The following is a 24,407-nucleotide window of genomic DNA, read 5'->3' as shown; positions in this document are numbered from 1 at the left end:
AACCATGAAAATACTGAACATCAGCGGCAAGAACCTGGCCTCGCTGGCCGGCGAATTTGAAGTCGACTTCCAGCAGGAGCCGCTGGCGTCTTCCGGCCTGTTCGCCATCAGCGGCCCCACGGGCGCGGGCAAGAGCACCTTGCTCGATGCCCTGTGCCTGGCCCTGTACGACGCCACGCCGCGTTTGCTGAAAGTGCTGGGACGGGGCAGCGCCCTGCCCGACGTGGGCAAGGAAACCGTCAATGCCCAGGATACGCGCACCCTGCTGCGGCGCGGCACGCCCGACGGTTACGCGCAAGTGGACTTCGTCGGCAACGATGGCGCAAGCTACCGCGCGCGCTGGAGCGTGCGCCGCTCGCGCACCAAGGCGGAAGGCGCGCTGCAGGCCACCGCCATGAGCTTGCACCAGCTGCCCGCGCTGCAACCCATCGGCGGTACCAAGACGGAAGTCAAGGAAGAGATCGAAAAGCGCATCGGCCTGTCGTTCGACCAGTTTACGCGCGCCGTGCTGCTCGCGCAGAACGAGTTTTCCACCTTCCTCAAGACGGAAGACAATGAACGGGGCGAGTTGCTCGAAACCCTGACGGGCAGCAGCATCTATACGGATATCTCCATGCGCGCCTTCGAGCGGGCGAAAAAGGAAAAACAGGTCCTCGAACGCCTGGGCGAAAAACTGGCCGACCAGCGTCCCCTGTCGCCGGAAGAACGGGCCGATACCGAAACGCTGTGCAGCGCGGCCGACACCACCCTGCACACCATCGACTTGCGCAAGGCCGTGCTGGAACTGCAGCAGCGCTGGCACCAGGAGACGCACAAGCTGCAAGCCCAGGTGGCGGCGGCGCAAGAGGCGCTCGATGGCGCGGATGCCGAACGGGCCGCCGCCGAAGAACGCCGTGCGGCGCTGGCGCAGTGGGAATTGCTGCAGCCGGCGCGGCCCCTGATCGACGACGTGGCGCGTCTGGCGAACGACATCGCCAGCACGGGCGCGGCCTTGGAAGCGTCGCGCGCGCAGGCGGCGCAGGCCGAGGCCAGCGAAACGCAACTGGCGCAGGCAGTACAACTGGCGGCAGCGGCCTTGCAGGCCAGGGAAGCGGCGCAACACGATGCGGCGCCCCTGCTCGACCAGGCCAAGGCGCTCGATGCCGGTATCCTGGCCCAGCTGCCCGCGCATGAGCAGGCAAAGCAAGCGGCGCAAGGTGCCGACCAGGCCAACGAGGCTGCGCGCGCCGCGCTGCACACGCTGCAGCAGCGCCAGCAGACCGCGCAGGCGGAACAGGAAGCGGGCAGTCAGTGGCTGGCATCGCACCAGCAGTGGCAGGCGCTGGCGCAATCGTGGCAATTATGGGATCAATTGTTTACCCAGGCCGGGCAAGCGGCCGCGCAAGCCGATGCGGCCGACGCCAGCATGGCCGCATCGGCGCGGCAGGTGCGCCAGGCCCTTGACACCACGCAGGCGGCGCAAGATGCGCTGGCCAGCGCCGCTGCCGAACTGGCGCTGCGCGATGCCGAACGGCGCGAGGCGCTGGCGGCCGTGCAAGCCATCGATGGCCTGGGGCTGCAGGAACAGCGCGGCCAGCTGGAGGCACACGCGCGCATCTTGACCAGCGCGGAAAAAACCTGGAGCGAACTGGCACGCCAGCGGCAGGCGCTGGCGCACTGGCAAGCGAAGGCGGCCCAGCTGGCGCAGGCCGCGCAAACGGAAAGCACGGCATTGGCGGCGGAAGCGGCGCAAACGGCGCTGCTGGAAGCACGCCTGGCGCAGGCGGAAAAATCCTTGAAGGGCGCCGAAGCGGCATGCGCGGCCAGCGTCGAGCAGCTGCGGGCCAATTTGCAGGATGACCTACCCTGCCCCGTCTGCGGCGCGCTGGAACACCCGTACAGCCACGCCGACGACGCCTTGCAGGCGATGCTGGCCAGCTTGCAGGATGACGTGCTGGCCTGCCGCACGCAGGCGCGCGGCAATCTGGAACGGCTGGCCACGCACAAGGCGGCACTGGCCGCCCATATGCGCGAACAGGCGCAAACGGCGGAAGAACTATCGGCACTGCCGTCCATCATCGACGGCCTGAATGCGCAATGGCAGCCGCACGCGGACACCCTGCAGCTGCCGCCGGTAGACGAGCGCGCGGACTGGTTCACGCAGCAATTGGCGGCCAATGCGGCAGGCTTGCAGGCGCTGGCGCAGCAGGAAACGGTGCTGCGCCAGGCCAGCGCGCGGCGCGAGCAGGCGCAGGCGGCGCACGAACTGGCATCCAGCGAGCACGCGCGCTGCACCAGCACCGTCGCCGAGGCGCAAGCGCAGCTGGTGCAGCTGCAGGCGCAGCAAGCGGGCAACGCCGACAAGGGCGAGACGGCGCGCGCCACGCTCGATGCCTTGCTGGCGCAGCTCGATGGCGCCTTTGCCGACGCCGACGGCGCCGAGGACTGGAAAGACAGCTGGCGCGCCGGCCCGGCCGACTTCCGCGCGGCGCGTGAATCGGAAAGCCGGCAATGGCTGAAACAGCAGGCGGACCAGGACAAGCGCGGCCACGCACTGGCGACCCTGGCCGCGCAACTGGAAGCGGCGCTGCTGGCCGCCGGCAAGGCGCGGCACACGGCGCAGGAAGCCCATGCCGTCTTTGCCGCCGCCGACAAACAGCGAACGGCACTGCAAGCGCAGCGCCACGCGCTATGGCAGGGCCAGAGCGTGGCCGAGGTCGAGCGCAGCCTGGCAGCGGCCATCGCGCAGTCCAAAGAACAGCTGGCGCGGCAGCAAACGGCGGCGCAGTCGGCCAGCCAGCAACGCACGCGCCTCGACGAAGCATGCGCGCAGTTGTCGCGGCGCCTGGCCGCCTTGCGCGAACAGGAACACGGCGCCGCCGCCGCCCTGCACGACTGGCTGCGCCAGTTCCAGGAAGCCCATCCGGCCCAAGCTCCCGCCGACATGGCCGGCTTGCGCGCGCGACTGGCCATCGCGCCGGACGCCATGCGCGCCGAACGCGACGCCCTGCAAGTGATCGCCGACCGCCACACGGCAGCCGTTTCCGTGCTGGCCGAACGCCGGCAGCAGCTGGCCGCGCATGTGCAGCAGCCGCCCGAAGCGCTGGAAATGGACGTGGCCGCGCTGCAGGCGGCGCTCGGCGCCCTGCTGCAGGAACGCCAGGCGGCCAACGAGGAAGCGACGCGCTTGCGCCTGGCCATCGCGCAGGACGACGCCCGGCGCCACAGCGCGCAAGCGATGCTGGCGCAAATCGAGGCGCAAGCCGTCATCGAGCGGCGCTGGGCCAGCCTGAATGAATTGATCGGCTCGGCCGACGGCAAGAAATTCCGCAACTACGCGCAGCAATTCACCCTGGAAGTGCTGCTCGGCTATGCCAACGCGCACCTGAACCACCTGGCGCGCCGCTACCAGCTGGAACGCATCGACAACCCGAACAATCCATCGCTGGGCCTGATGGTGCGCGACCAGGACATGGGCGGCGAGCTGCGCTCCGTGCACTCGCTGTCGGGCGGCGAATCGTTCCTCGTCTCGCTGGCCCTGGCGCTGGGCCTGGCCTCGCTGTCATCGAACCGCGTGCGCGTGGAATCGCTGTTCATCGACGAGGGCTTCGGTAGCCTGGACACGGAAACCCTGCGCGTGGCCATGGATGCGCTCGACGGCTTGCAAGCGATGGGCCGCAAGGTGGGCGTGATCTCGCACGTACAGGAAATGACGGAGCGCATCGCCACCCGCATCCTCGTGCAGCCGGGGTCCGGCGGTAAGAGCGTGGTGACCGTACGTTAGGTCGCTAACGGCTGGCCGGCTCCCGGCACAGCCTGAGCATATCCCAGCCCAGTTCGCGGCGGATCTGCTCGGGGTCGGGCGGCGGCCGGCGCTGTTCCAGCTCCGCTTTCAGCCACTTCCTGACCAGCTCCTTGGCGGGCTGTGCAGGCTTTTCCTTGTCATGCTTGTCCATGGTGCTACCTCGTCAATGGATGCCAGATGGCCTCCGTAGTGTCTCAACGTGATAGACCGGATTCAGTTGACTTCAGCGTGGCGCAGTTGCAACAGTATGTAACGGCAGGCGGAGTGAGTTAAAATCGCCCCCTTCGCGCAGCTACCGCCTGCGCCCCGCAACAGTTCAAGGAACCCCATGAAAGCCGCCCGCAGCCTCACCTTCAAGTGCGTCAAATGTCACAAATCCATGCAGGTCTACCTGCAAAAAGTCTCCGCCTGCTCGCATATCCAGCCGTACCAGGGCATTTGCGCATGCGGCGAACTCAAGCGCCACGCCACAGGCCAGGCCGATGCCGTCAAGTCCTACCTGGAATCGGCGGACGGTAGCTGGTCACACCACCACTAATGGTTAAAGAATGGGCGTAGAACGCCGTTAATAACGGTACTTCGCTCATTGAGAAACCGCCATGTCCCAGCTTCCCGCCCTCGCCAGCCGTCAACCCGCCTCGAATACGCTGGCTGGCCAGCAGCCGTCCCGCACGGGCAACGGCGCCACGGGCCTGGCCGGCTCACCCCTGATGCAGCGCACGGCGCAAGACGTCGTGGCCCTGTCGAAGAATGGCCTGGACCTGTCGGCCAAGGGGCTCTCGCAACGGACCGATGCGCTGGGCAACGCCACCGTCGACGTGGCGCAGGATTTTCTGAGCAACATGACGCGCCAGCTGTTCGGCGACGGCGCCACCGTTGCCTTCGATTCCGTCGATCTGCAGGCGGGAGCCAGTTTCAGCAGCGGCGGCGCCAGCGTCTCGGGCCCCAATGGCAGCAGCCGCGCGGCCGCCTTCAGCCTCGATGAAAACGCGCATTTCATCGGCAAGGGCAAGATCACGACGGCCGACGGCCAGACCTTCGACTTCGAAGTGGAAGTGCAATATCAATCGAACATCAGCGCGGGCGTGCTTGAGCACACCCAAAGCGAAACGCCGGAAGCCCCGGCATCCGATGACGGCGCCCTGCCCGCCAAGGAATTGCCCGACACGCATTTCGCCGGCAATCTGCACGACCTGTTCAAGCTGCTGGGCCAGCAATTGCAAAGCAATCTCTATCAGGGCCTGTCCGACGGCGCCAGCGCCAGCGCCAGGGGCAACGATGGCGACCTGGCGGGCAGCCTGAGCTTACGTTTGCTCAAGCTGGTGCAGCCGGACGCGGTGGCCGACGCCGGCAAGAAAATCGTGGAAGCCACGCCGGAAGAGCAGGCGCGCGCCCGCGCGCTGGCGCTTGCCTATGGGACGGACAGCGCCGGCAGCACAGACGGCACGGCCAGCAACGTATAATGGAAGACGGCCTGCGCAGGCGACCATGCCGCGCGCCCCCTTCTATCGATTGAATCCCATGTCCGACACCTCTTCACCTACCGTTCATCCGCAGATCCACTGGAGCGAAAACGGCGCCGAACACGCGGCCCGCTGGCGCTCGGAAAGCGGCATGCCGCCGCCCAAGCGCGTCGTCATCGCCGATGACCGCACGACGGCCGACCAGGCTTACCGCCTGGCCTGCGAAGGCACGGCCATGCTGTGGCGCGGCGACTTCCAGAACGCGCGCCAGCTGCTGCAGGCACTGGCGCGCCGCGCCGACCACAAGAACGACAAGCCAAGCAAGAAGGCCAAGGCCGCCAAATTGGCCAAGCCGGAACCGACCGCCACGGAAGCGTTCCATCTGCACCGCCAGGCCCAGTCGCAGCGCGCCCGCACCCTGGCCATGCTGCTGCTGCCCTTCGATGCCGACTATACGATCCCGCTGCGCCGCGCGCCGGACGTGAAACTGGCGTGCAATGAAGCATATGGCCGCGGCGAAGAGCCGTTTATCGCCTCCTTGCGCGAACTGCTGGGCCTGATCGGCGCGCACGAATGGCGCCGCACGGGCGTGGAACTGCAGGCCCTGGGCCAGCGCATCCATCCGCACTACGGCGTGTTCGCGCCGATCCGCGGCGAATACGTGGGCCTGGTGGCGGAAGCGCCGCTGCCCGCGCGCGCCAGCCTGGCCTTCGACATCGGCACCGGCACGGGCGTGCTGGCCGCCGTGCTGGCGCAGCGCGGCGTCGCCCGCATCGTCGCCACCGACCAGGACCCGCGCGCCCTGTCCTGCGCGCGCGAAAACCTGGCCCGCCTCGATGTGATCGACAAGGTCGAGGTGGTGCAGGCCGACCTGTTCCCTGCCGGCCGCGCGCCGCTCGTCGTGTGCAATCCGCCCTGGCTGCCGGCCCGCCCCAGCTCGCCGATCGAATACGCCGTCTACGATCCGGACAGCCGCATGCTGCGCGGCTTCCTCGCCGGCCTGGCCGACCACCTGGAGCCAAACGGCGAAGGCTGGCTGATCCTGTCGGACCTGGCCGAGCACCTGGGCTTGCGCCCGCGCGCACAATTGCTCGAATGGATACAACAGGCGGGCTTGAAAGTCGTCGACCGCCTGGACGTCAAACCTACGCACCCGCGCGCGCAGGACGCCACCGACAGCCTGCATGCGGCCCGTTCGAAGGAAGTCACGTCGCTGTGGCGCCTGGCGGGGGCGTAATCGAGGGTCTGAAACCCGGCCATTGCGCATTGCAGCAAACCCCGCTATAATTCGCCTGCGGGGTGGAGCAGTCTGGCAGCTCGTCGGGCTCATAACCCGAAGGTCACAGGTTCAAATCCTGTCCCCGCAACCAGATATATAAAAAGCCGCTGATTCTTGCAAAGGGATCGGCGGCTTTTTCCATTGCGGCGCAGCATGCCTACCGCCCTCATGCAAAGCAAATGCCCTTCGTGTCAATCCGCTCTTTCGCAATGCAACAAACTCGGTTATAATTCGCCTGCGGGGTGGAGCAGTCTGGCAGCTCGTCGGGCTCATAACCCGAAGGTCACAGGTTCAAATCCTGTCCCCGCAACCAATACATAAAAACCGCTGATTCCTGCAAGGGAGTCAGCGGTTTTTTTCATTCCGGGTCAGGCCCGCTTTTTACACGGCGACGCTGGCCCTGATCTGCCTGGCCGCCGCGTGCAGGCTGGCCGCCACTCTTTCCAGCTTGTCGGCGCCCGCCGTTTCGGACAGGGCGGCAAAGGCGCTGATATGAAACGTCGCTACCATGGCTGGCGACACTTCGAGCTCGAGCGCCGTCTTGCTCAGTTCCGTCGACGCCTCGAGATAGGGCTCGCTGCCCGCCTCGAACGCCTGCTTGGTTTCCAACAATTCCTGGCCGCCTTCGGCCTTGGCCAGGCAGGCATCGACTTTTTGCTGGAAGGACGGCAAGGTATCGCGCACGGGGCCGGGCTCAGGCGCCGCTTCCGGTTCCGGTTCCACTGGCGCAGGCGTGGCTGCGGCCGGCTTGCCTGCCGCCGGCATGTCGCGCATCGTCAGCCAGCGCTCGACCGCGAGGAAATCGGCAAACGGCTCGGCAACCTTGGGATTCATCAGCCAGACTTCGCCCGTGCGCCAGTCGATCCGGGCGCCGCGCTCGTTTCTCGCCAACAGAATATCCTTGCCGCCATCGGGGTTCGACACCCGGCCGATATCGAGCCAGTTCATCAATTCCGCCTGGCGCGACATCGCGTTGACCCGATGAAAATAGGCCAGCCATAAAAATCTGGCGACCAATAGAATCAGGGCACCGCCAACCATCCACATCATTTTTCGCTCCGCTCCGCACCACATCGACAAGCCGCATTTTCTCACATGAAAGCTTGCGTCAAGGAAACTTTTACATCTACCGTGTGCAGGCGCAAATCCGGCACCGCGCGTGGCCCGGGCGCGCAGTCGCATTTCAGCAACGCCGCGTTTTCCTGATTGCCTGGCGCGCGCCGCTGCGTTATTATGAGAACAATTCTCATTTAGATTAAGCTATCCCACCCTCTTCGCATGCTGTCCGCCCCTTCCCCTCCGTCCGACTTCCAGGCCCTGTATGCCGAGCACCATTCCTGGCTGCTGCACTGGCTGAAGCGCCGCCTGCACGATGCGGGGCTGGCCGGCGACTTGGCGCAGGATACCTTCATCAAGATCTTCGTTGCGCGCAGCAGTGCCGGGATCGCGCAGCCGCGCCCTTTCCTGGCCACCATCGCCAAGCGCCTGCTGGCCAACCACTGCCGGCGCGAAGAGCTCGAACGGGCTTACCTCGACGCCCTGCTGCACCAGCCGCAAGCGAGCACGCCGTCGCCGGAAGCGATGTCCATCCTGCTCGAATCGCTGCAGCTGGTCGACCGCGCGCTGGACCAGCTGTCCGCCAAGGCCAGGGCCGCTTTCCTGCTGGCACACCTGGACGGCATGACCTACGCCGAGATCGCCGCCGAACTGGGCACCACCACGCATTCCGTCAAAAAATACCTGAGCAAGGCCAACCTGCTATGCTTTTTTGCCGTGCCCGATTTTGCCGCCTCCTGACATGCGCGGCGCCACCGTCTACGCACAGGGCCAGCCCATCGACCTGGCCATCGCCATGCAGGCAGCCGAATGGCTGGCCACCCTGATGAGCGGCGAAACGACGCCGGCGGAAAAAACGGCCTGGCAGCAGTGGCGCCAGGCGCACCCCGACCATGAACGGGCGTGGAAACATATCGAAAGCGTCAGCGGCGGCTTGCGCGAACTCGATGCACAGGCCAGCCGCACGGCGTTGACACAGCGCTCCCGCCCTGCCTCGACCATCTCGCGCCGCCGCAGCCTGCAGTTGCTGGCGTGGGTCTCGGCCATCGGCCTCACGGGCTGGTTCGGCGCGCGCTCGCAATATGCGCCCGACATGGCCCGCGCCGCGCTGGCAGACCTGTCCACCGGCGTGGGCGAACGCCGCGAACTGACCCTGCCCGACGGCAGCCGTTTGCACCTGAACAGCGGCAGCGCCGTCAACATCCGCTACACGGGCACGCAGCGCCTGCTGCAACTGGTGCAGGGCGAAGTGTTCATCGCCACGGCCCGCGAAACGGGCATGCCCTACCGCCCCTTCCTCGTCGAAACGGCGCAAGGCCACGCGCAGGCGCTGGGCACGCGCTACTCGGTGCGCCAGGCGGACGGCAGCACCCTGGTCGCCGTCGAGGAAGGCGCCGTGCGGCTGATGCCGCGCCATGGTGAGGCCAGCCCGGTGCTCCGCGCGGGCCAGGGCGGCGGCATGACGGCGCAGAATGCCTTGCCCGCGCACGCCGTCTCACCCGATGTCTGGGCCTGGCGCCAGGGTTTGCTGCTGGCCGACGCCATGCCGCTGCGCGACTTCCTGCATGAACTGAGCCGTTACCGCCACGGCTTGCTGGGCTGCGACGACGCCGTCGCCGGCCTGCGCATCTCCGGCGTCTTCCCGCTGGCCGACCTGGATGCCGTGCTGCTGTCGCTGCCCGACTCCCTGCCCGTGGACGTGCGCCTGCGCACGCGCTACTGGGTGCAGGTCGAGGCGCGCCAGCCGCGCTGAAAATATATTTTGACGCCGGCGCAAAAAAAAGTACCCGCTTCCGATTCTCGCGTGACCTGTGTAGGCAACGTTCTTTTTGACGACTACACCACAAGGTAACCATGTCTCCTGCCATTCATTCCAAGCCGCGTATCAAACCCATGGCGTATGCCATCGAGCTCGTTTTCATCGGTTCGGCCCTGCTGCTGAACGTCCAGGCGCCAGCCCTGGCGCAGGAAAGCGCGGCGGCGGCCCCTGCCACGCTCGACTTCCAGGTGCCCGCTGGCGACCTGGCCACGGCGCTGCGCCAGGTCGCCAGCCAGTCGCGTGTCATCCTCAGTTTCACGCCCGAGCAGACGCGCGGCAAGACCTCGGCCGGCTTGAGCGGCCGCCACGACGTGCTGGCCGCCTTGAACGGCGTGTTGCGCGGCACGGGCCTGAAGGCCGAACGCAGCGCCAACGGCAGCTATGTGCTGCGCCCGGCCGATCCGGCGGCGAGTGGCGAAGCGATGGCGATGATGCCGGAAGTGTCGGTCAAGGCGCAGCAGGATGCGACGGAAGGCTCGGGCGCGTATGTCTCCACCTTGCCGATCGCCACGGCCACGCCGCTGGGCCTGTCGATCAGGGAAACGCCGCAGTCGGTCAGCGTCATCACGCAGCAGCGCATGCAGGACCAGGGTTTGAACACGATCGCGCAAGTGATGGCACAGACGCCGGGCATCACGCTGTTCTCGCTGGGTAGCGAACGCACGGGCTTTACGTCGCGCGGCTATTCGATTACCAATTACCAGCTCGATGGCGTCAGCACGCATTCGGAAAACCTGGGCCTCAATGCGATACCGTCGCAAAGCCTGGCCGACATGGCGCTGTACGACCGCATCGAAGTGCTGCGCGGCGCCTCGGGCCTGATGACGGGCGCTGGCGACGCCTCGGGCGCCATCAACATGGTGCGCAAGAAGCCGACGGCGCAGTTCCAGGCCTCCGTCGAGGGCGAGCTGGCTTCCTACGATGAGCGGCGCGCCATGGCCGACGTCTCGGGTCCGCTGAACGAGACTGGCACCGTGCGCGGCCGCCTGGTGACGGTGTACGAAGAAGGCGACAGCATCATCGACGGCTACAGCCGCAACAAGAAAGTGGTCTACGGCGTGGTCGAAGCGGATCTGTCACGCGACACGAAGCTGACGGCCGGCGTCACGCACCAGCGCAAGCGCTCGAACGGATCCTTGTCCTACCTGGGCTTCCCCCTGTTCTACAGCAATGGCGTCATGACGGACCTGCCACGCTCTTTCAGCCCGGCCGCCAAGTCGAACCGCTTCGACACCAATTCGACCGACCTCTTCGCCACCGTGGAGCACGCGCTGGCCAACGACTGGAAGCTGAAAATCTCGGCCAACCGCGTGCAATCGTCGCAGGAAGAACGCGCCGTCTACCTGAGCGTGAGTGGCGGCTTTCCCGACCAGGCCACGGGCGATGGCCTGAGCTTGAACGCCGACTACCGCGACTACCAGCTTCAGGTCAACAGCGTGGACGTCAATGTGCGCGGGCCGTTCAGCGCATTCGGCCGCCAGCACGAGCTGGTGCTGGGCATGGACTACAGCGAATTTCAAAGCACGACCGATGGCCGTTTCGACCGGGGCGTCGAAAACACGCCAGTCAACCTGTACCGCTGGAATCGCACGGCAACGCCCGTGTTTGGCGGTACCACCGTCATCTACGACAGCACGCGCCGCCAGGCCAGCGCCTACGCGGCCAGCCGCTTCAACCTCTCCGAACGCCTGAAACTGATCGCTGGCGCCAAGGTGCTGCGCTACAGCGAGAACTACATCTCGGACGCGCCGTCCGTGAATTTTTACAGCGCGTCCCCCGCCTCGGAGAGCCGTGTCTTCACGCCGTATGGCGGCCTCGTATTCGATATCGACGGCACGCACAGCGCCTACGCCAGCTACTCCACCATCTACCAGCCGCAAGCATCGCAAGACCGCTACGGCAAGCTACTGGCGCCGCGCGAGGGCAAGACTTTTGAGGCAGGCGTCAAGAGCGGCTGGCTCGATGGCCGCCTGAACACCTCTGCCGCGCTGTACCAGATCCGCCAGAGCAATCTGTCCGAATCGGACCCCGGCTACACCGTGCCTGGCACGAACAATCCTGCCAACCGCGCCATCAAGGGCGCCAAGACCCAGGGCGTGGACGTGGAAGCGACGGGCGCCATCACGCCGGACTGGAATATTTCGGCTTCGTGGTCGTACAGCCAGACGGAAAACAATGCCGGCAAGGCCATCCTGACCACCTTCCCGCGCCACCTGGTGAAACTGTGGACGACCTACCGCCTGCCCGGCGACCTCAATCGCCTGACAATCGGCGGCGGCGTGAACTGGCAAAGCCGCGTGTATTCGGACATCGACGCGTGGCAGATCAACAGCACCATGCACTGGGAACAGAAGGCGTACTCGGTGGCCAGCCTGATGGCGCGCTACGATGTCAACGACAAGCTGTCGGCCACCGTCAACGTGGCCAATCTGTTCGACAAAAAATACACGGCTTCCGTGTCGGACTGGTGGTACTCGGGCATGTATGGTCCGGCGCGCAAGGTGGCGCTGAGCGTGCGCTACCAGTTCTAGTATTTCACACCGGCGCAGGGCCGGTGATACAATTTTCCCGCTTCACGGGCGTTGCCGGCGATTGCCGCCAACGCCCGTGCCCATAGAGACACCCAAGGAGAATGTGTGAAGGACCTCGCCACCGCCCTGCCAGCCGATCCGGCCGACCAACCCGCCAATCCCTCGCGCCGGCGCATTTTCCAGGCTGCTTCCGCAGTCGGCCTGGCCGCCAGCCTGCCGGCGCTGGCCGACGCCGCGCCCGCCAAAAAGACCATCGCCAAGGGTTCGCTCGACGCGAAACTCAAGGCGCACGTCAAGAACGTGGTCGTGATCTACCTGGAAAACCGCAGCTTCAACAACCTGTTCGCCAACTTCCCCGGCACCAGCGCGCCCCTGTCCGCCGTCACGGCGGAACAGGCGCAGCAGCTGGACCGCGACGGCAAGCCGCTGGCCACGCTGCCGAAGATCTGGGGCGGCCTCGTGCCGAACCAGCAAAATATCGGCGGCACCGATTACCTGATCAAGGAAGACCAGATTTCCGGCCTGCCCAACGCGCCCTACAAATTGAGCGACGCGGCCGGCAAGCCCCTGCCCGAGAGCATCATCACGCGCGACCTCGTGCACCGCTTCTATAACAACCAGATGCAGATCAACGGCGGCAAGAACGACGGCTTTGCCGCGTGGGCCGACAGCGGCGGCCTGGTGATGGGCCATTACGGCGAAACGTCGAAAAACCTGAACCTGTGGCAGATCGCCGAGCAATACACGCTGTGCGACAACTTCTTCATGGCAGCCTTCGGCGGCTCCTACATGAACCACCAGTTCCTGGTGACCGGCCGCGCCAACGAATACTTCAACGCGGCCGAAACGGCGGCGAAGAAAAAGATCGCCGTACTGTCCGACGGCCCGCAAGGCGTGCGCCTGGCGATCTCGCCCGACTGCCCCGCCTCCGCGCTGGACGGCAAGCCGAAATATGTGAACGACGGCGCCATCACGCCGGACGGCTATGCCGTCAACACCATGGCCCCGCCATATCAACCGAGCTACATCCGCCCCGCCTTCGACGGCGACCCGCTGCATGCCGACCCGGCCGACGCGAACACCCTGCCGCCGCAAACCTATGACACCATCGGCGACCTGCTGTCGCGCAAGGGCGTCAGCTGGGCGTGGTATGGCGGCGGCTGGCAAGCGGCGCTCGACCAAAAAGGCGGCGGCAGCAAGCCGAACTTCCAGTTCCACCACCAGCCGCTGAACTACTTCAAGCAGTTCGCGCCAGGCACGGCTGCGCGCGCCGAGCACCTGCGCGACGGCGGCACAGGCGACAGCCCGATCTCGAACAAATTCCTCGCCGCCGCCGTGGCGGGCAAGCTGCCGGCCGTGACCTTCTACAAGCCGCAGGGCAATCTGAACCTGCACGCCGGCTATTCCGATATCGAATCGGGCGACCAGCACGTGGCCAACGTCATCCAGCATTTGAAGGAATCGCCGCAGTGGAAGGACATGATCGTCGTGATCACCTTCGATGAAAACGGCGGCTGGTGGGATCACGTGGCGCCGCCGAAAGGCGACCGCTGGGGTCCGGGCACGCGCATTCCCGCCATCGTCGTCTCGCCGTACGCGAAGAAAGGCGCCGTCGACCACAGTTTTTATGACACGACGTCGATCCTGCGCCTGATCACGCGCCTGCACGACCTGCCGCTGCTCGAAGGCCTGAAAGTGCGCAACGACGCGTTTGCGTCGCGCGGCGCGCTGCCGCCGGGCGACCTGACGGGCGCTCTGAGCTTCCGCTAAGCCACCCACAATGCGGCACGCCTGTGATACACTGCGTGCCGCACTTAAATCCGCAGGACAGGTATTCCTGACGGTTGTTCCAACAATGAGCCCGACTCCAGTAGCCGGGCTTTTGTTTTGTGGATGAAGTTAAAGCGTATAGACATAGGCGGGCAGCACCTTGCCCGCCCCCTGGCTTTCGCAAGCCAGGGAAAGAGGTTAGCAAATGAGAGATAAAAAAGACAACGCCACCATCGACTTGCCCGGTTTCGGCCCGCCGCCAGCGCACGAGGCGCCAGAGCCGGCGCCGGAACCGCAACGCCGCACGCGCGCGCGCAAGGTGGCGCTGAAGCAGGTGCAGCTTGAATTGCTGGAGCCGACCGACGCCACGGGCTTGCCCGTATGGACGCGCGACGCTGGCCTCGATCTGACCGGCTTGCCCATCTGGGCGCCCGACAACTAGTACCCCAACGCCGGCGGCCGTTTGCCGCCAGCTTCCACAACCATCCGCACAAGGGCGTATAACGCCTGTAGACTGTGCCCATCCACCCGCTTTTTACCGGCTCCGCCCTTATGAACACCACATCCGCCACCACTTCTTTTTCCAGCCTGCCGCTGACGCCCGCCTTCCTGGCCAACCTGGATTCGCTCGGCTACCACGAGATGACCACCATCCAGGCGCAAAGCCTGCCGGCCGTACTCGATGGCCGCGACCTGATCGCCCAGGCGAAAACGGGCAGCGGCAAGACGGCCGCCTTCGGCATCGGCATCCTGCACAAGCTCAATCCGGCCTGGTTTGCCGTGCAGGGCCTGGTGCTGTGCCCCACGCGCGAACTGGCCGACCAAGTGGCCAATGAGCTGCGCCGCCTGGCCCGCGCGGCCGGCAACATCAAGATCCTGACCCTGACGGGCGGCGCGCCGATGCGCCCGCAAATCGCCTCGCTGGAACACGGCGCGCACATCGTCGTCGGCACGCCGGGCCGCCTGCGCGACCACTTGGGCCGCGGCACCATCAACCTGAACCACGTGCAAACGCTGGTGCTCGATGAAGCGGACCGCATGACGGACATGGGTTTTTACGAAGAAATCGCCGGCATCGTCAGCGCCTGCCCGGCGCGTCGCCAGACCCTGCTGTTCTCGGCCACGTACCCGGAAGATATCCGCCGCGCCACGGCGTCGTTCCTCGTCAATCCGCTGGAAGTGACGGTCGAGGCGCAGCACGACAACGACAAGATCGAGCAGCGCTTCTATGAAATCGGCTTCGACGAGCGCAATAGCGCCGTCGGCAAACTGCTCAAACACTTCAAGCCGGAATCCACGCTGGCCTTCTGCAACACCAAGGTGCATTGCCGCGAACTGGCCGACGAGCTGCGCCAGCAAGGCTTTTCCGCGCTGGCCCTGTACGGCGAGCTGGAACAGCGCGAGCGCGATGAAATCCTCGTGCTGTTCGCCAACCGCAGCTGCTCCGTGCTGGTGGCCACCGACGTGGCCGCGCGCGGCCTCGATATTTCCGACCTGGGCGCCGTGATCAACGTCGACGTGTCGAAGGACACGGAAGTGCACATCCACCGCATCGGCCGCACGGGCCGCGGCAGCAAGAAGGGCCTGGCCCTGTCGCTGTGCGCGCCGAACGAGAAAAAATGGGTCAAGCTGATCGAGCAGTACCAGAACAGCGCCGCCGAATGGCACGACCTGAAGGAACTGGCGGAAGATGACGGCATGGAGGCGCTGCCGGCGCCGATGGTCACCCTGTGCATCATGGGCGGCAAGAAGGACAAGCTGCGCCCGGGCGACTTGCTGGGCGCGCTGACGGGCGACGCTGGCCTCACCAAGGAGCAGGTGGGCAAGATCAACGTATTCGAGTTCATGACCTACGTGGCGCTGGACCGCAAGGTGGCCGAAGCGGCCTTCAAGCGCCTCAACGCCGGTAACTCCCTGGGCCGCGACTTCGGCAATATCAAGGGCCGCAGCTTCAAGATGCGCTTTATCGAGGCGTAAGCTGCTGCAATGCACGCAGGGCCGCCATGGTCCTGCGTCCCGGGTAGCTATCCCATGCGGGATGGCGCCCGCGGTAGTAGCAGCTCCAGTAGCTGATCGTGCGCCGCTCCAGCGTGTCCACATAGGCGGGGTTCTCCCGCAGGTAGCGCGCCAGCGCCTGCGTATTCCAGGCCGGCAGCGCCGCGCCAATTATCTCAATAATCTCCAGCACGTATTCGCCGCACAGGTGCACGACGAACGGCACCGTCCATGCCCGCTCCTGCAGCAACAGCTGCCTTGCACACGCTTCGCGCACATGGCCGTCATGGTGGCGCGCGCCCAGGCACAGGGCGATCACGCCCGCGTCGCCGGGCAGCCGCGTACAAGCCAGCAGCCGCTCGCTATCGTAATACGTGCGCGTCGGGATCAGCAAAGTCTCGCCATCCTGGCATACCGAAAACGACCGAACCGGCGCATGCAACTGGCCATATGCCAGCGCAGGCAACAGCTGCGCCACAGTGCCTGCCAGTGCGGCCGGAAAAGCGTCCGCTTCAGCCATCGCGAGCTTCCTTGCAGACCTTGCGCACGCCCAGCGCAGGCTGGTCCACCTTTTCAAAGATCACATTCGAATACCATTCAGCAGGATCGCCTTCGGTGGGCTTGCCCAGCGAGATATAAAAGCCGCCATGCGTGAACAGAGCCGTGGTTTCCTTGCCCGGCCTGGCCCCCTGCAGGAAGGCGGGCCAGGCCGCCCTGTCGACAGGTGTAAAACGCGCCGACAGCAGCGCCAGCAAGCGCGCATGGGTGGCCGGCGCATACGGGAACAGATACAGGTATTCAACCAGTTCACCGCCATCGGCCAGGCGCGTGACGGCGGATGTCGCCGCCTCCACTTCACTGCCAAAACTGCACAGCACCCCGCCGCTGTAGGCAAAATCGATGACGGTCGCCGGCGCGCACGCCTGCCGTTCGCGGTCGATGCCGACGGGCGGCAGCGCGCGCACTTGCGCCAGCAGCGTCTCGCTGGAAGTGGCCAGCGCGGGAAAGCCCGGGCATTCGCTGGCCGCCCGGGCGGCAGAAAAAGCAAGGCAACAACTCAATAGCAGCAAACGGCGCTTCACGGCATCTCCAGTGTCATCAAGCGGCCATTATGCCGGACATCTTCACAAAGGCCGCGCCTGTTGCCCCTGCGGCGTATCGTCGATGTCATAGCCGGCCGCGCGCGCCAGTGCGCGCAAGCGGTCCGCCTCGGCCCACTGACGCTGCGCGCGGGCGATGGCCCGTTCCGCCATCCACGCCTGCACGGGCTGCGGCACATCTACCTGCGCCGGCTGCCAGGCCAGCAGATCGAGCCCCAGGGCCGCATCGAAGCGGGCCATGGTGGCCTTTTTCACCGCGTCCGGCAGGCTGCTTTTCAGCAGTTCCCAGGCCACGGCCAGGGCGCGTGGATAGTTCAGGTCATCGTTGACCTGCGCCGCAAAGCGCGCCAGCCATGCAGGATCAGGGGCGGCCTCACTATCCACCTGGCCAAGGCCATGCACGCTGACGCGCAGGCGCGCCAAACCGCTGGCGGCGGCACGCAGCGCTTCATCCGTGAAATTGAGGCTGCTGCGGTAGTGGGCGCCCAGGCACAGGTAGCGGTAGGCCAGCGGATCGATGCCCTGCTCCACCAGGCTTTGCAGGCGTAAAAAGTCGCCCGACGATTTCGACATCTTCGCATCCTGTGTTTTCAGGAAAGCGCCGTGCAGCCAGAAGTTGGCCAGGCGCGTGCCGTGGCGCGCTTCCGTTTGCGCGATCTCGTTACTGTGGTGGACGGCCACGTGGTCTTCGCCGCCGCAATGGATGTCGAAGTACGCGCCCAGGTGCTTTTCCGCCATGGCCGAGCATTCGATATGCCAGCCCGGGAAACCCAGGCCCCACGGGCTGTCCCACTCCATCTGCCGCTGTCCCGGCACGCCGCTGAACTTCCACAGCGCGAAGTCGCAGATGTCGCGTTTCTCTCCCAGGTCCACGCGCTTGCCCGCCTGCAGGCCGTCGCGGTTCAGGCGCGCCAGTTTGCCATAGCTGTCCTGGCGCGTCGTGTCGAAATAGATCCCGTCGTCCGTGCTGTAGGTATAGCCTTTCGCTTCCAGGTCGAGGATGAAGGCGATCTGCTCGGCGATGTGGTCGGTGGCGCGGCACCAGACGGTGGGCGGCAGGATATTGAGCTGGTGCAGATCGCCCTCGAACGCGCGGGTAAATTCAGCGGCGATGTCCCAGGCCGACTTGCCGCTGCGGGCGCTGCGCGCCTCGATCTTGTCGTCGCCGCTGTCCGCATCCGACGTCAGATGACCGACGTCCGTGATGTTCATCACGTGGCGCACCTGCAAGCCGTTGAATTCGAGCGCGCGGCGCAAGCCGTCGACGAACAGATAGGTGCGCAGGTTGCCGATATGCGCGTAGTCGTAGACCGTGGGCCCGCAGGCGTACAGGCCCGCCTCGCCCGGGGCGATGGTCTCGAAGGGCCGCAAGCTGCGGCTATACGTGTCGTACAAATGAAGTGTCATGCGGGACTTTCATGCGCGTTGCGGAAAAAGAAAATGGCCACAGGTTTTTCAACACTGCGGCCATCGGAATGAGGAGTAAAAAGTTTAACGGCGCCGGGCCGCATCCTCGCGAAGCCAGGTACACGGACACAGCGCAGCGGCGCCGCGGTATGCAAGGACTGGAGGGAGGATGGAAGAGATCATGGAGACAATATCGCATGCGCGCGGGCGGGCCGTCAAGCCCTCCTGCGGCGCCAGCTTATTTTTTCGCCTGTTCGATATGCGGCAGCAGCACCGTCAGGATGCCCAGCAGCGGCAGGTAGGAGCAGATTTTGTACACATAGGCGATGCCCTCCACGTCGGCCAGGTGGCCCATCGCGGCGGCGGCGATGCCGGACACGCCGAACATCAGGCCAAAGAAAATCCCCGCGATCATGCCCACCTTGCCCGGCACCAGTTCCTGCGCGAAAACGACGATGGCGGAAAACGCGGATGAAATCACGAAACCGATGATCACCGTCAGCACGGCCGTCCAGAACAGGTCGACGTAGGGCAGCAGCAGGGTAAATGGCGCGGCGCCCAGGATGGAAATCCAGATCACGCGCTTGCGGCCGATGCGGTCGCCGATGGGGCCGCCCATGAAGGTGCCGGCCGCCACGGCGGCGAGGAACAGGAACAAATACAGCTGGGCATCGCCAAGCGACAGGTGGAATTTGTCGATCAGGTAGAACGTGTAGTAGCTCGACAGGCTGGCCATGTAGATGTACTTCGAAAACACCAGCAGGGCCAGCACGCCCAGCGCCCCCATCACCTTGTTGCGCGACAAGTTCGGCCCATGGCCGCCCGCCTTCGGCTTGAAGCTGGCCAGGTGGCCGCTGTACCAGTGGCTGACCTTGTACAGCACGCCGATGGCCAGCACGGCCAGCAGGCTGAACCAGGCGATATTGCCGTGGCCACGGTTGACGATGACGGCGGCCGCCAGCAGCGGCCCCAGCGCGGAACCGACATTGCCGCCCACCTGGAACAGCGACTGGGCAAAGCCGTAGCGCCCGCCCGAGGCCATGCGCGCCACACGCGACGCTTCCGGGTGGAAGGTCGAGGAACCGACGCCGATCAGGCCCGAGGCGATCAGCAAGGTGGGAAAGGTCGACACGACGGACAGCATCAGCACGCCGGCCAGGGTAAAGCACATGCCGACGGGCAGCAGGAATGGCAGCGGACGGCGGTCCGTGTACAAGCCGATCCAGGGCTGCAGCAAGGAAGCCGTGCACTGGAACGTCAGGGTTATGAGGCCGACCTGGGTAAAACTGAGTGAAAACTCGGCTTTCAGCATCGGATAAATCGACGGCAATAATGCCTGGATCAAGTCATTGAGCAAATGCACGAAGGCGACGGCGCCCAGGATGTGCATGGCCAGACCGGATTGTTGTTGGGAGCTATGAAGCGAAGGGGCCGCCGGCACGGACTTGGCCAATGCTGGAGCAGTTGTGGTTGTGTGCATGTGTCATCCGCAATAATCGGGCTCGGCGGGCGGCCCGGCAAAGAAGCCAGTATAGTATGGTCACTGAACTGATAACTTCCAATAATCGTCGCCCAAGTGACAACTAGGTGACAATTAAGAGCGCATCCAACGACCAGCATGTACACCCAACCCCTCGTCCAGACCCACCCCGATGGCGTGCCGTTCAGCCGCAGCACCAGCTCGCACGATTACCAGCACGTGCCGCGCCCCGTGACGGCCATGTCGCGGCAATATGCGGCGGGCGACTATACGGCGCCGCACAGCCATGTGCGGGCGCAACTGCTGTATGCGACGGAAGGCGTGATGCGCGTGTCCACCGAGCACGGCGTGTGGATGTTGCCGCCGCGGCGCGCCCTGCTGATCCCCGTGGGCATCGTGCATGAAGTCCACATCTTGAGCGAACTGAGCATGCGTACCGTGTACATCGACGCACAGGTGGCGGCCCGATATGGCGCCGATTGCAAGGTGCTGGAAGTGAGCCGGCTGCTGCGCGAACTGATCCTGGCCTTGCTGGCCGAACCGGTCGAATATGCGCTAGAGGGCCGCGGCGACTGGCTGGCGCACCTGATCCTGTCGGAACTGGCGGCGGCCGATACCGTGCCCCTCGCCATACCGTGGCCGCGCGACCGCCGCCTGGTGGCCGTGTGCTCGGCCATCATGGACGCGCCCGGCAGCCGGCGCAGCATCGAGGACTGGGCGCAGGATGCGGGCGCCAGCGCGCGCACCCTGATCCGTTTATTCCCCAAGGAAACGGGTCTGCACTACCGCCAATGGCTGCAGCAAGTCCACCTGGCCGAGGCCTTCTGCCGCCTGGACCGGGGCGAAGGCGTGGCCGCCATCGCCTATGCGCTGGGCTACGCCAGCCCCAGCGCCTTCAGCGCCATGTTCCGCCGCATCCTGGGTCGCACGCCGCAGCACTACCTGAGCGAGTGGCGCGCCGCGGAGTAAACAAGAAAAGCAGCCCGTGGGCTGCTTTCGTCAAATCGTTTGCCGGCAATCAGGCGGTAGGCCAGCCGCGTAGGTCGGCTTAGCGTGGCAAGGCCGCGCGTAAGCCGACAAGCTGCGTTGCCGGCAGTGTCGGCTTACGCCCTGCGGGCCAAGCCGGCCTACTCTTTTTCGCCGGCAATCAGGCGGTAGGCCAGCGCACCCAGCAAGGCGCCGATGATCGGTGCCAGCCAGAACAGCCACAGCTGGCTCGTCGCCCAGTCGCCCACGTACAGGGCCACGCCCGTGCTGCGGGCCGGGTTGACGGAGGTATTGGTGACGGGGATGCTGATCAGGTGGATCAGGGTCAGCGCCAGGCCGATCGGCAGCGGGGCGAAGCCGGCCGGTGCGCGCTTGTCGGTGGCGCCCAGGATGACGATCAGGAAGAACATCGTCAGCACGATTTCAATGACCAGCGCCGACAGCATCGAATAGCCGCCCGGCGAGTGGGCGCCGAAACCGTTCGAGGCAAAGCCCTTGCTCACATCGAAACCGGCCTGGCCGCTGGCGATCACGTACAGCACGCCGCCGGCCACGATGGCGCCCAGCACTTGCGCGATGATGTATGGCAACAGTTGGCTGGCGGGAAAGCGGCCGCCGGCCCACAGGCCGATCGAGACGGCAGGATTCAGGTGGCAGCCCGAGATGTGGCCGATGGCGTAAGCCATGGTCAGCACCGTCAGGCCAAACGCCAGCGCCACGCCGACAAAGCCGATGCCAAGACCAGGGAAGGCCGCGGCCAGCACGGCGCTGCCGCAACCGCCCAGTACCAGCCAGAACGTGCCGAGAAATTCGGCGCCATATTGTTTCATGATGTATTCCTTTACATTGTCGAAAAAACGTACCCAGGGGACGACCAGTCAGACCGCTCATTCAGCTCGCCCTCACCGTATGGCGATGGCAAGGCAAAACACCAGCAAAGTACGGCTGCGCAATCGCAGCAGAGCGCGCATAATGACATATTGTCATTATCAAGGCAATATTAATCTAATACGACAATATCAATAGTTTTTATGGAATCAACTATTCTTTTGATAATTTTACTGGCGCCGGGCGGCGCATGTACTTTTGCGGCGCCTCCAGCGGCGTAAAACCAAAGCCAGCATACAGGCCGTGCGCATCGTCGGTGCCCAGCATCCAGGCGACATCGCACAAGCGCTCATCGCCGAGCACGGCGACCACCATCTGCTTGCCATAGCCGCGCCCCTGGTATTGCGGCAGCACAAACACGTCGCGCAGGTACGCAAAATCCGTGTAGTCGGTGACGACCCTGGCGAACGCCACTTGCTGTCCATCAACATAGCCGCCGAAACACAGCGCATTGGCGATCCCCTTGCGCACCGTGTCGATTGCCACGCCGCGCTTCCAGTACGACTGCTCGCTCAGGTAGCGGTGAATCATGGGCACGTCCAGTTCGTCGCGCTCGCTGGAAATGTGCAGTGACGCGTGCATCAGTTCTTGTACAGCAGTTCGGCTTCTGCGATGCTGGGCTCGCCGAAGTAGACGGTGCGCACGCCGCCCTTGCCATCGCTACCCATGTACACGCCCGTCATGCTGCGCGCGGCCGGGTCGTACAAAATCGAATAGCGGTGGCCGCAATTGTGCGGTTCGCAGACGCTGCTCAGCAGGCGCGCCTTGCCGTCGATCTCGACCGGCTTGAGCGGGCTGGCCACGCCATCGGGCACCCAGCGCTGCCGCTTCAGGCCCGCCTTTTTCAAGCCGACATTAAAAGCCTTGCGAAAGGCGTAATCCGCCTTGTAGACATCCGGGAAATACGGACAGGTAGCGCCGCCGTCGCAACTTTGCGCCTGCTCGATCAGCGACAGCCTCGGCGTACGGGCCTGCGCCGGCATGGCGGCCAGCGCCACGGCAGCGCCCAGGAACAGGGACAGGAGCAAACGTACGGACATGCAAGTTCCTAACAATATCGAATAATGCCGAAAGCATAGCAGAATGGCATGCTTGTGCGCGCGCCTCAGGGAGAACAGCGGATGCCGACCACCCCGTTGACCTTGCCTTCGGGCCAGCCCGTCTCGCGCCAGCGGTACACGCCGGGCGCGACGATGATCAATTGCCATTCCACCAGCTTGCCGGCGGCATTGAGGCGGGTTTCATTGTCATAGCGTAACGTCAGGCTACGCTCCGTTTCCGCCACCACCGTCGCGGCAAAGCGGTTGGTTTCGCCCAGCTTGCTTTTCCACGTACGGTCGTTGAAGATCGCCAGCCGCTGATGGTCGTCTGACAGCTGCATGCGCGTGAAGTGGCGCGCTTCTTCGCACACACTATTTGTATTCACGCTGTCGGACCAGCTGCCGGACAGTTGCTCGGCATCGAAAGGAGTCGGGGTGGCGGCCACGGCCGCACTCAGCAGCAAGGTTGCAAGCATAGTTTATCGAAAGAAAACGAAAGGAATCATCATGGTCGGCGCAGCGCCAGGGTGATGCTCGATGGCAGTGCGGGCGTACGCCGGTGCAAGGTCGCCTGCTCGTAGGCATACGCCATCGCAATGAGCGGCTTCTCGCCGTGGGCAGGACCGATGAAGGACAAGCCGACCGGCAAGCCCCCGAGCACGCCGGCAGGCACCGTGATGTGCGGCAAGTCGGACTGCGGCTGCGCTACGCCGTGGCAGGTCGGCCCCACCAGCGCATCGAGGCCATCCGAGCGCAGCAGCGTTTCGATGCCGCCCGGCCCGGGCGCGGGCGGCAATTCGATCAGTTCCGCGCCCTGCTCGCGCAGCACGTTCAGCGCCTGCTCGATCACGGCATCGGTGCCGGCGCACAGGCCGAACAGGCTGCGCGCCACGCCGATGCGACGCCCGCGCAAGCCGGCGGCATCGAACACCACGCCATCGGCCAGGCGCTCGCCGCTCAAGGCGGCAAGCAGCCAGGCCGCCTCGCGCACGCTGGACGCCATCGGTCCGGCAGTGGCCGGCTCGCCGCCCTGCCCGCCTGCGGCCATGCCTGTGGGCTTGATGGCAACCAGGCCGCAGTTTGAAGCAGGCGCGACGATGGAGCCGTCCACCGCGCTGTCGACGGCCAGGATGGTGAGCCCGGCCCAGCTGGCACTGGCGTGCGGCACGCTGACGGCGGCCCACTGGCGCAAATTGCTTTTGCCGATGATGACGGCGCCGGCCGCGCGCAAGCGCGCCGCCACGAAGGAATCGCAGCTGGCATGCGTGGCCAGGGGCGCCTGCGTGCGCGTCTTCATGCGGTCGCCCGTGGCGATGTTGTCGCGCAAGACGACGGGGATGCCGTGCAAGGGGCCGCGCACCTTGTGCACTTGCCGCTCGCGGTCCATTTCCAGGGCGATTTTCAAGGCGTCGGGATTGATTTCAATGCCGGGATAGGCGCGCGCGCCGATGCTGCACAGGGAGCGGATGCGGGCCAGGTACTGCGACGTCAGCGCATGGGAACTGAGTTTGCCTGCCTGCATCATCTGCTGTTGCGGCAAGACGCCGGCGTCGAGCAGATGAGCCATGGGACTGGCCGGCGCCGTGGCACGGGCCAGTACGGGGCGCGGCACGCTCCGGGACGCGCCACTGCGTAACATCTGACTGCGCTGCATCGTATCTCCAGGAAACCTCAATGTTTCTAACGCAATAATGTGCTAGCCATAGCATAGCAGTCCTTGCAAGCTAATAGTTGTGATAAGGAATTATTTTCCAAGCAAAAAAAAACGCCGCCCGAAGGCAGCGTTTCTTGATGGTCCAGTACTGGAG

General features: G+C 65.2%; 22 protein-coding genes and 2 tRNA genes. 13 read left to right on the top strand and 11 right to left on the bottom strand.

What is annotated here, in order from left to right; all coding sequences use genetic code 11:
• Nucleotides 1–4: 4 nt before the first annotated feature.
• Complete coding sequence (locus tag V3C40_RS13345) at nucleotides 5–3,763, top strand: AAA family ATPase (RefSeq protein ID WP_331777676.1); 3,759 nt, start codon at nucleotides 5–7, stop codon at nucleotides 3,761–3,763.
• Nucleotides 3,764–3,767: 4 nt separating this feature from the next.
• On the opposite strand, the gene V3C40_RS13340 is transcribed toward V3C40_RS13345, so the two are convergent.
• Nucleotides 3,768–3,935, bottom strand: a complete 168-nt coding sequence (locus tag V3C40_RS13340) for a hypothetical protein (protein ID WP_166449232.1) — start codon at nucleotides 3,933–3,935, stop codon at nucleotides 3,768–3,770.
• A gap of 177 nt (nucleotides 3,936–4,112) precedes the next feature.
• On the opposite strand from V3C40_RS13340, the gene V3C40_RS13335 reads away from it, so the two are divergent.
• The 5 genes from V3C40_RS13335 to V3C40_RS13315 all read left to right on the top strand — a co-directional run bounded on the left by V3C40_RS13335 (nucleotide 4,113) and on the right by V3C40_RS13315 (nucleotide 6,839).
• Complete coding sequence (locus V3C40_RS13335; protein WP_034755039.1) at nucleotides 4,113–4,322, top strand: hypothetical protein; 210 nt, start codon at nucleotides 4,113–4,115, stop codon at nucleotides 4,320–4,322.
• Nucleotides 4,323–4,383: 61 nt separating this feature from the next.
• A complete protein-coding gene (locus V3C40_RS13330; RefSeq protein WP_331777675.1) occupies nucleotides 4,384–5,247 on the top strand; it encodes a hypothetical protein in 864 nt (287 codons plus the stop codon).
• A gap of 58 nt (nucleotides 5,248–5,305) precedes the next feature.
• Nucleotides 5,306–6,484: a class I SAM-dependent methyltransferase gene (locus V3C40_RS13325; protein ID WP_331777674.1), complete on the top strand. Its 1,179-nt coding sequence runs from the start codon at nucleotides 5,306–5,308 to the stop codon at nucleotides 6,482–6,484.
• Nucleotides 6,485–6,540: 56 nt separating this feature from the next.
• Nucleotides 6,541–6,617: transfer RNA gene (locus tag V3C40_RS13320), tRNA-Met, on the top strand.
• Between the two features lie 145 nt (nucleotides 6,618–6,762).
• Nucleotides 6,763–6,839, top strand: a tRNA-Met gene (locus V3C40_RS13315).
• A 68-nt stretch (nucleotides 6,840–6,907) separates the two neighbouring features.
• On the opposite strand, the gene V3C40_RS13310 is transcribed toward V3C40_RS13315, so the two are convergent.
• Nucleotides 6,908–7,576 (bottom strand): hypothetical protein, encoded by a 669-nt coding sequence (locus V3C40_RS13310; protein ID WP_331777673.1) that lies wholly within the window; start codon nucleotides 7,574–7,576, stop codon nucleotides 6,908–6,910.
• 228 nt (nucleotides 7,577–7,804) lie between these two features.
• Between V3C40_RS13310 and V3C40_RS13305 the strand changes: the two genes are divergently transcribed.
• The 6 genes from V3C40_RS13305 to dbpA all read left to right on the top strand — a co-directional run bounded on the left by V3C40_RS13305 (nucleotide 7,805) and on the right by dbpA (nucleotide 15,679).
• The gene (locus V3C40_RS13305; RefSeq protein WP_331777672.1) at nucleotides 7,805–8,323 is read left to right on the top strand and encodes a sigma-70 family RNA polymerase sigma factor; all 519 of its coding nucleotides are present in this window, start codon (nucleotides 7,805–7,807) and stop codon (nucleotides 8,321–8,323) included.
• A 1-nt stretch (nucleotide 8,324) separates the two neighbouring features.
• Complete coding sequence (locus tag V3C40_RS13300) at nucleotides 8,325–9,335, top strand: FecR family protein (protein WP_331777671.1); 1,011 nt, start codon at nucleotides 8,325–8,327, stop codon at nucleotides 9,333–9,335.
• Nucleotides 9,336–9,436: 101 nt separating this feature from the next.
• Nucleotides 9,437–11,932 (top strand): TonB-dependent siderophore receptor, encoded by a 2,496-nt coding sequence (locus V3C40_RS13295; protein WP_331777670.1) that lies wholly within the window; start codon nucleotides 9,437–9,439, stop codon nucleotides 11,930–11,932.
• Between the two features lie 105 nt (nucleotides 11,933–12,037).
• Nucleotides 12,038–13,702, top strand: a complete 1,665-nt coding sequence (locus V3C40_RS13290; RefSeq protein ID WP_331777669.1) for an acid phosphatase — start codon at nucleotides 12,038–12,040, stop codon at nucleotides 13,700–13,702.
• Nucleotides 13,703–13,907: 205 nt separating this feature from the next.
• Nucleotides 13,908–14,144, top strand: coding sequence for a hypothetical protein (locus tag V3C40_RS13285; protein ID WP_034758223.1), 237 nt, complete (start codon nucleotides 13,908–13,910; stop codon nucleotides 14,142–14,144).
• 110 nt (nucleotides 14,145–14,254) lie between these two features.
• The gene (gene dbpA / locus V3C40_RS13280; RefSeq protein WP_034758226.1) at nucleotides 14,255–15,679 is read left to right on the top strand and encodes an ATP-dependent RNA helicase DbpA; all 1,425 of its coding nucleotides are present in this window, start codon (nucleotides 14,255–14,257) and stop codon (nucleotides 15,677–15,679) included.
• On the opposite strand, the gene V3C40_RS13275 is transcribed toward dbpA, so the two are convergent.
• The 4 genes from V3C40_RS13275 to V3C40_RS13260 all read right to left on the bottom strand — a co-directional run bounded on the left by V3C40_RS13275 (nucleotide 15,666) and on the right by V3C40_RS13260 (nucleotide 19,684).
• Nucleotides 15,666–16,217 carry a hypothetical protein gene (locus V3C40_RS13275; protein ID WP_331777668.1) on the bottom strand — a complete coding sequence of 184 codons (552 nt, stop codon included), beginning with the start codon at nucleotides 16,215–16,217 and terminating at the stop codon, nucleotides 15,666–15,668. The genes dbpA and V3C40_RS13275 overlap by 14 nt on opposite strands.
• Nucleotides 16,210–16,779 carry a hypothetical protein gene (locus tag V3C40_RS13270; RefSeq protein ID WP_331777667.1) on the bottom strand — a complete coding sequence of 190 codons (570 nt, stop codon included), beginning with the start codon at nucleotides 16,777–16,779 and terminating at the stop codon, nucleotides 16,210–16,212. The genes V3C40_RS13275 and V3C40_RS13270 overlap by 8 nt, the downstream gene beginning before the upstream one ends.
• A 42-nt stretch (nucleotides 16,780–16,821) precedes the next feature.
• Entirely contained in the window at nucleotides 16,822–18,204 is a 1,383-nt protein-coding gene (gene cysS / locus V3C40_RS13265; RefSeq protein ID WP_331777666.1) for a cysteine--tRNA ligase, read from the bottom strand.
• Nucleotides 18,205–18,442: 238 nt separating this feature from the next.
• Nucleotides 18,443–19,684: an MFS transporter gene (locus V3C40_RS13260; protein ID WP_442907259.1), complete on the bottom strand. Its 1,242-nt coding sequence runs from the start codon at nucleotides 19,682–19,684 to the stop codon at nucleotides 18,443–18,445.
• A gap of 138 nt (nucleotides 19,685–19,822) precedes the next feature.
• On the opposite strand from V3C40_RS13260, the gene V3C40_RS13255 reads away from it, so the two are divergent.
• Nucleotides 19,823–20,653: an AraC family transcriptional regulator gene (locus V3C40_RS13255; protein ID WP_070301578.1), complete on the top strand. Its 831-nt coding sequence runs from the start codon at nucleotides 19,823–19,825 to the stop codon at nucleotides 20,651–20,653.
• Nucleotides 20,654–20,811: 158 nt separating this feature from the next.
• Here V3C40_RS13255 and aqpZ read toward each other — a convergent pair whose 3' ends face one another.
• The 5 genes from aqpZ to V3C40_RS13230 all read right to left on the bottom strand — a co-directional run bounded on the left by aqpZ (nucleotide 20,812) and on the right by V3C40_RS13230 (nucleotide 24,211).
• Nucleotides 20,812–21,501, bottom strand: a complete 690-nt coding sequence (gene aqpZ, locus V3C40_RS13250; RefSeq protein WP_034758233.1) for an aquaporin Z — start codon at nucleotides 21,499–21,501, stop codon at nucleotides 20,812–20,814.
• A gap of 211 nt (nucleotides 21,502–21,712) precedes the next feature.
• A complete protein-coding gene (locus tag V3C40_RS13245) occupies nucleotides 21,713–22,141 on the bottom strand; it encodes a GNAT family N-acetyltransferase (protein WP_331777664.1) in 429 nt (142 codons plus the stop codon).
• Nucleotides 22,141–22,599 carry an Ivy family c-type lysozyme inhibitor gene (locus tag V3C40_RS13240; protein WP_331777663.1) on the bottom strand — a complete coding sequence of 153 codons (459 nt, stop codon included), beginning with the start codon at nucleotides 22,597–22,599 and terminating at the stop codon, nucleotides 22,141–22,143. The genes V3C40_RS13245 and V3C40_RS13240 overlap by 1 nt, the downstream gene beginning before the upstream one ends.
• A 65-nt stretch (nucleotides 22,600–22,664) precedes the next feature.
• Nucleotides 22,665–23,075, bottom strand: a complete 411-nt coding sequence (locus tag V3C40_RS13235) for a hypothetical protein (RefSeq protein WP_139143284.1) — start codon at nucleotides 23,073–23,075, stop codon at nucleotides 22,665–22,667.
• 29 nt (nucleotides 23,076–23,104) lie between these two features.
• Nucleotides 23,105–24,211, bottom strand: coding sequence for an amidase family protein (locus V3C40_RS13230; protein WP_331777662.1), 1,107 nt, complete (start codon nucleotides 24,209–24,211; stop codon nucleotides 23,105–23,107).
• Nucleotides 24,212–24,407: the final 196 nt, after the last annotated feature.

The sequence above is a fragment of the Janthinobacterium sp. LS2A genome (assembly GCF_036543145.1).
Classification (GTDB): domain Bacteria; phylum Pseudomonadota; class Gammaproteobacteria; order Burkholderiales; family Burkholderiaceae_D; genus Janthinobacterium; species Janthinobacterium aestuarii.
Note: the sequence above shows the minus strand (reverse complement) of the source record. Positions and strands in the feature narration are given on the sequence as shown.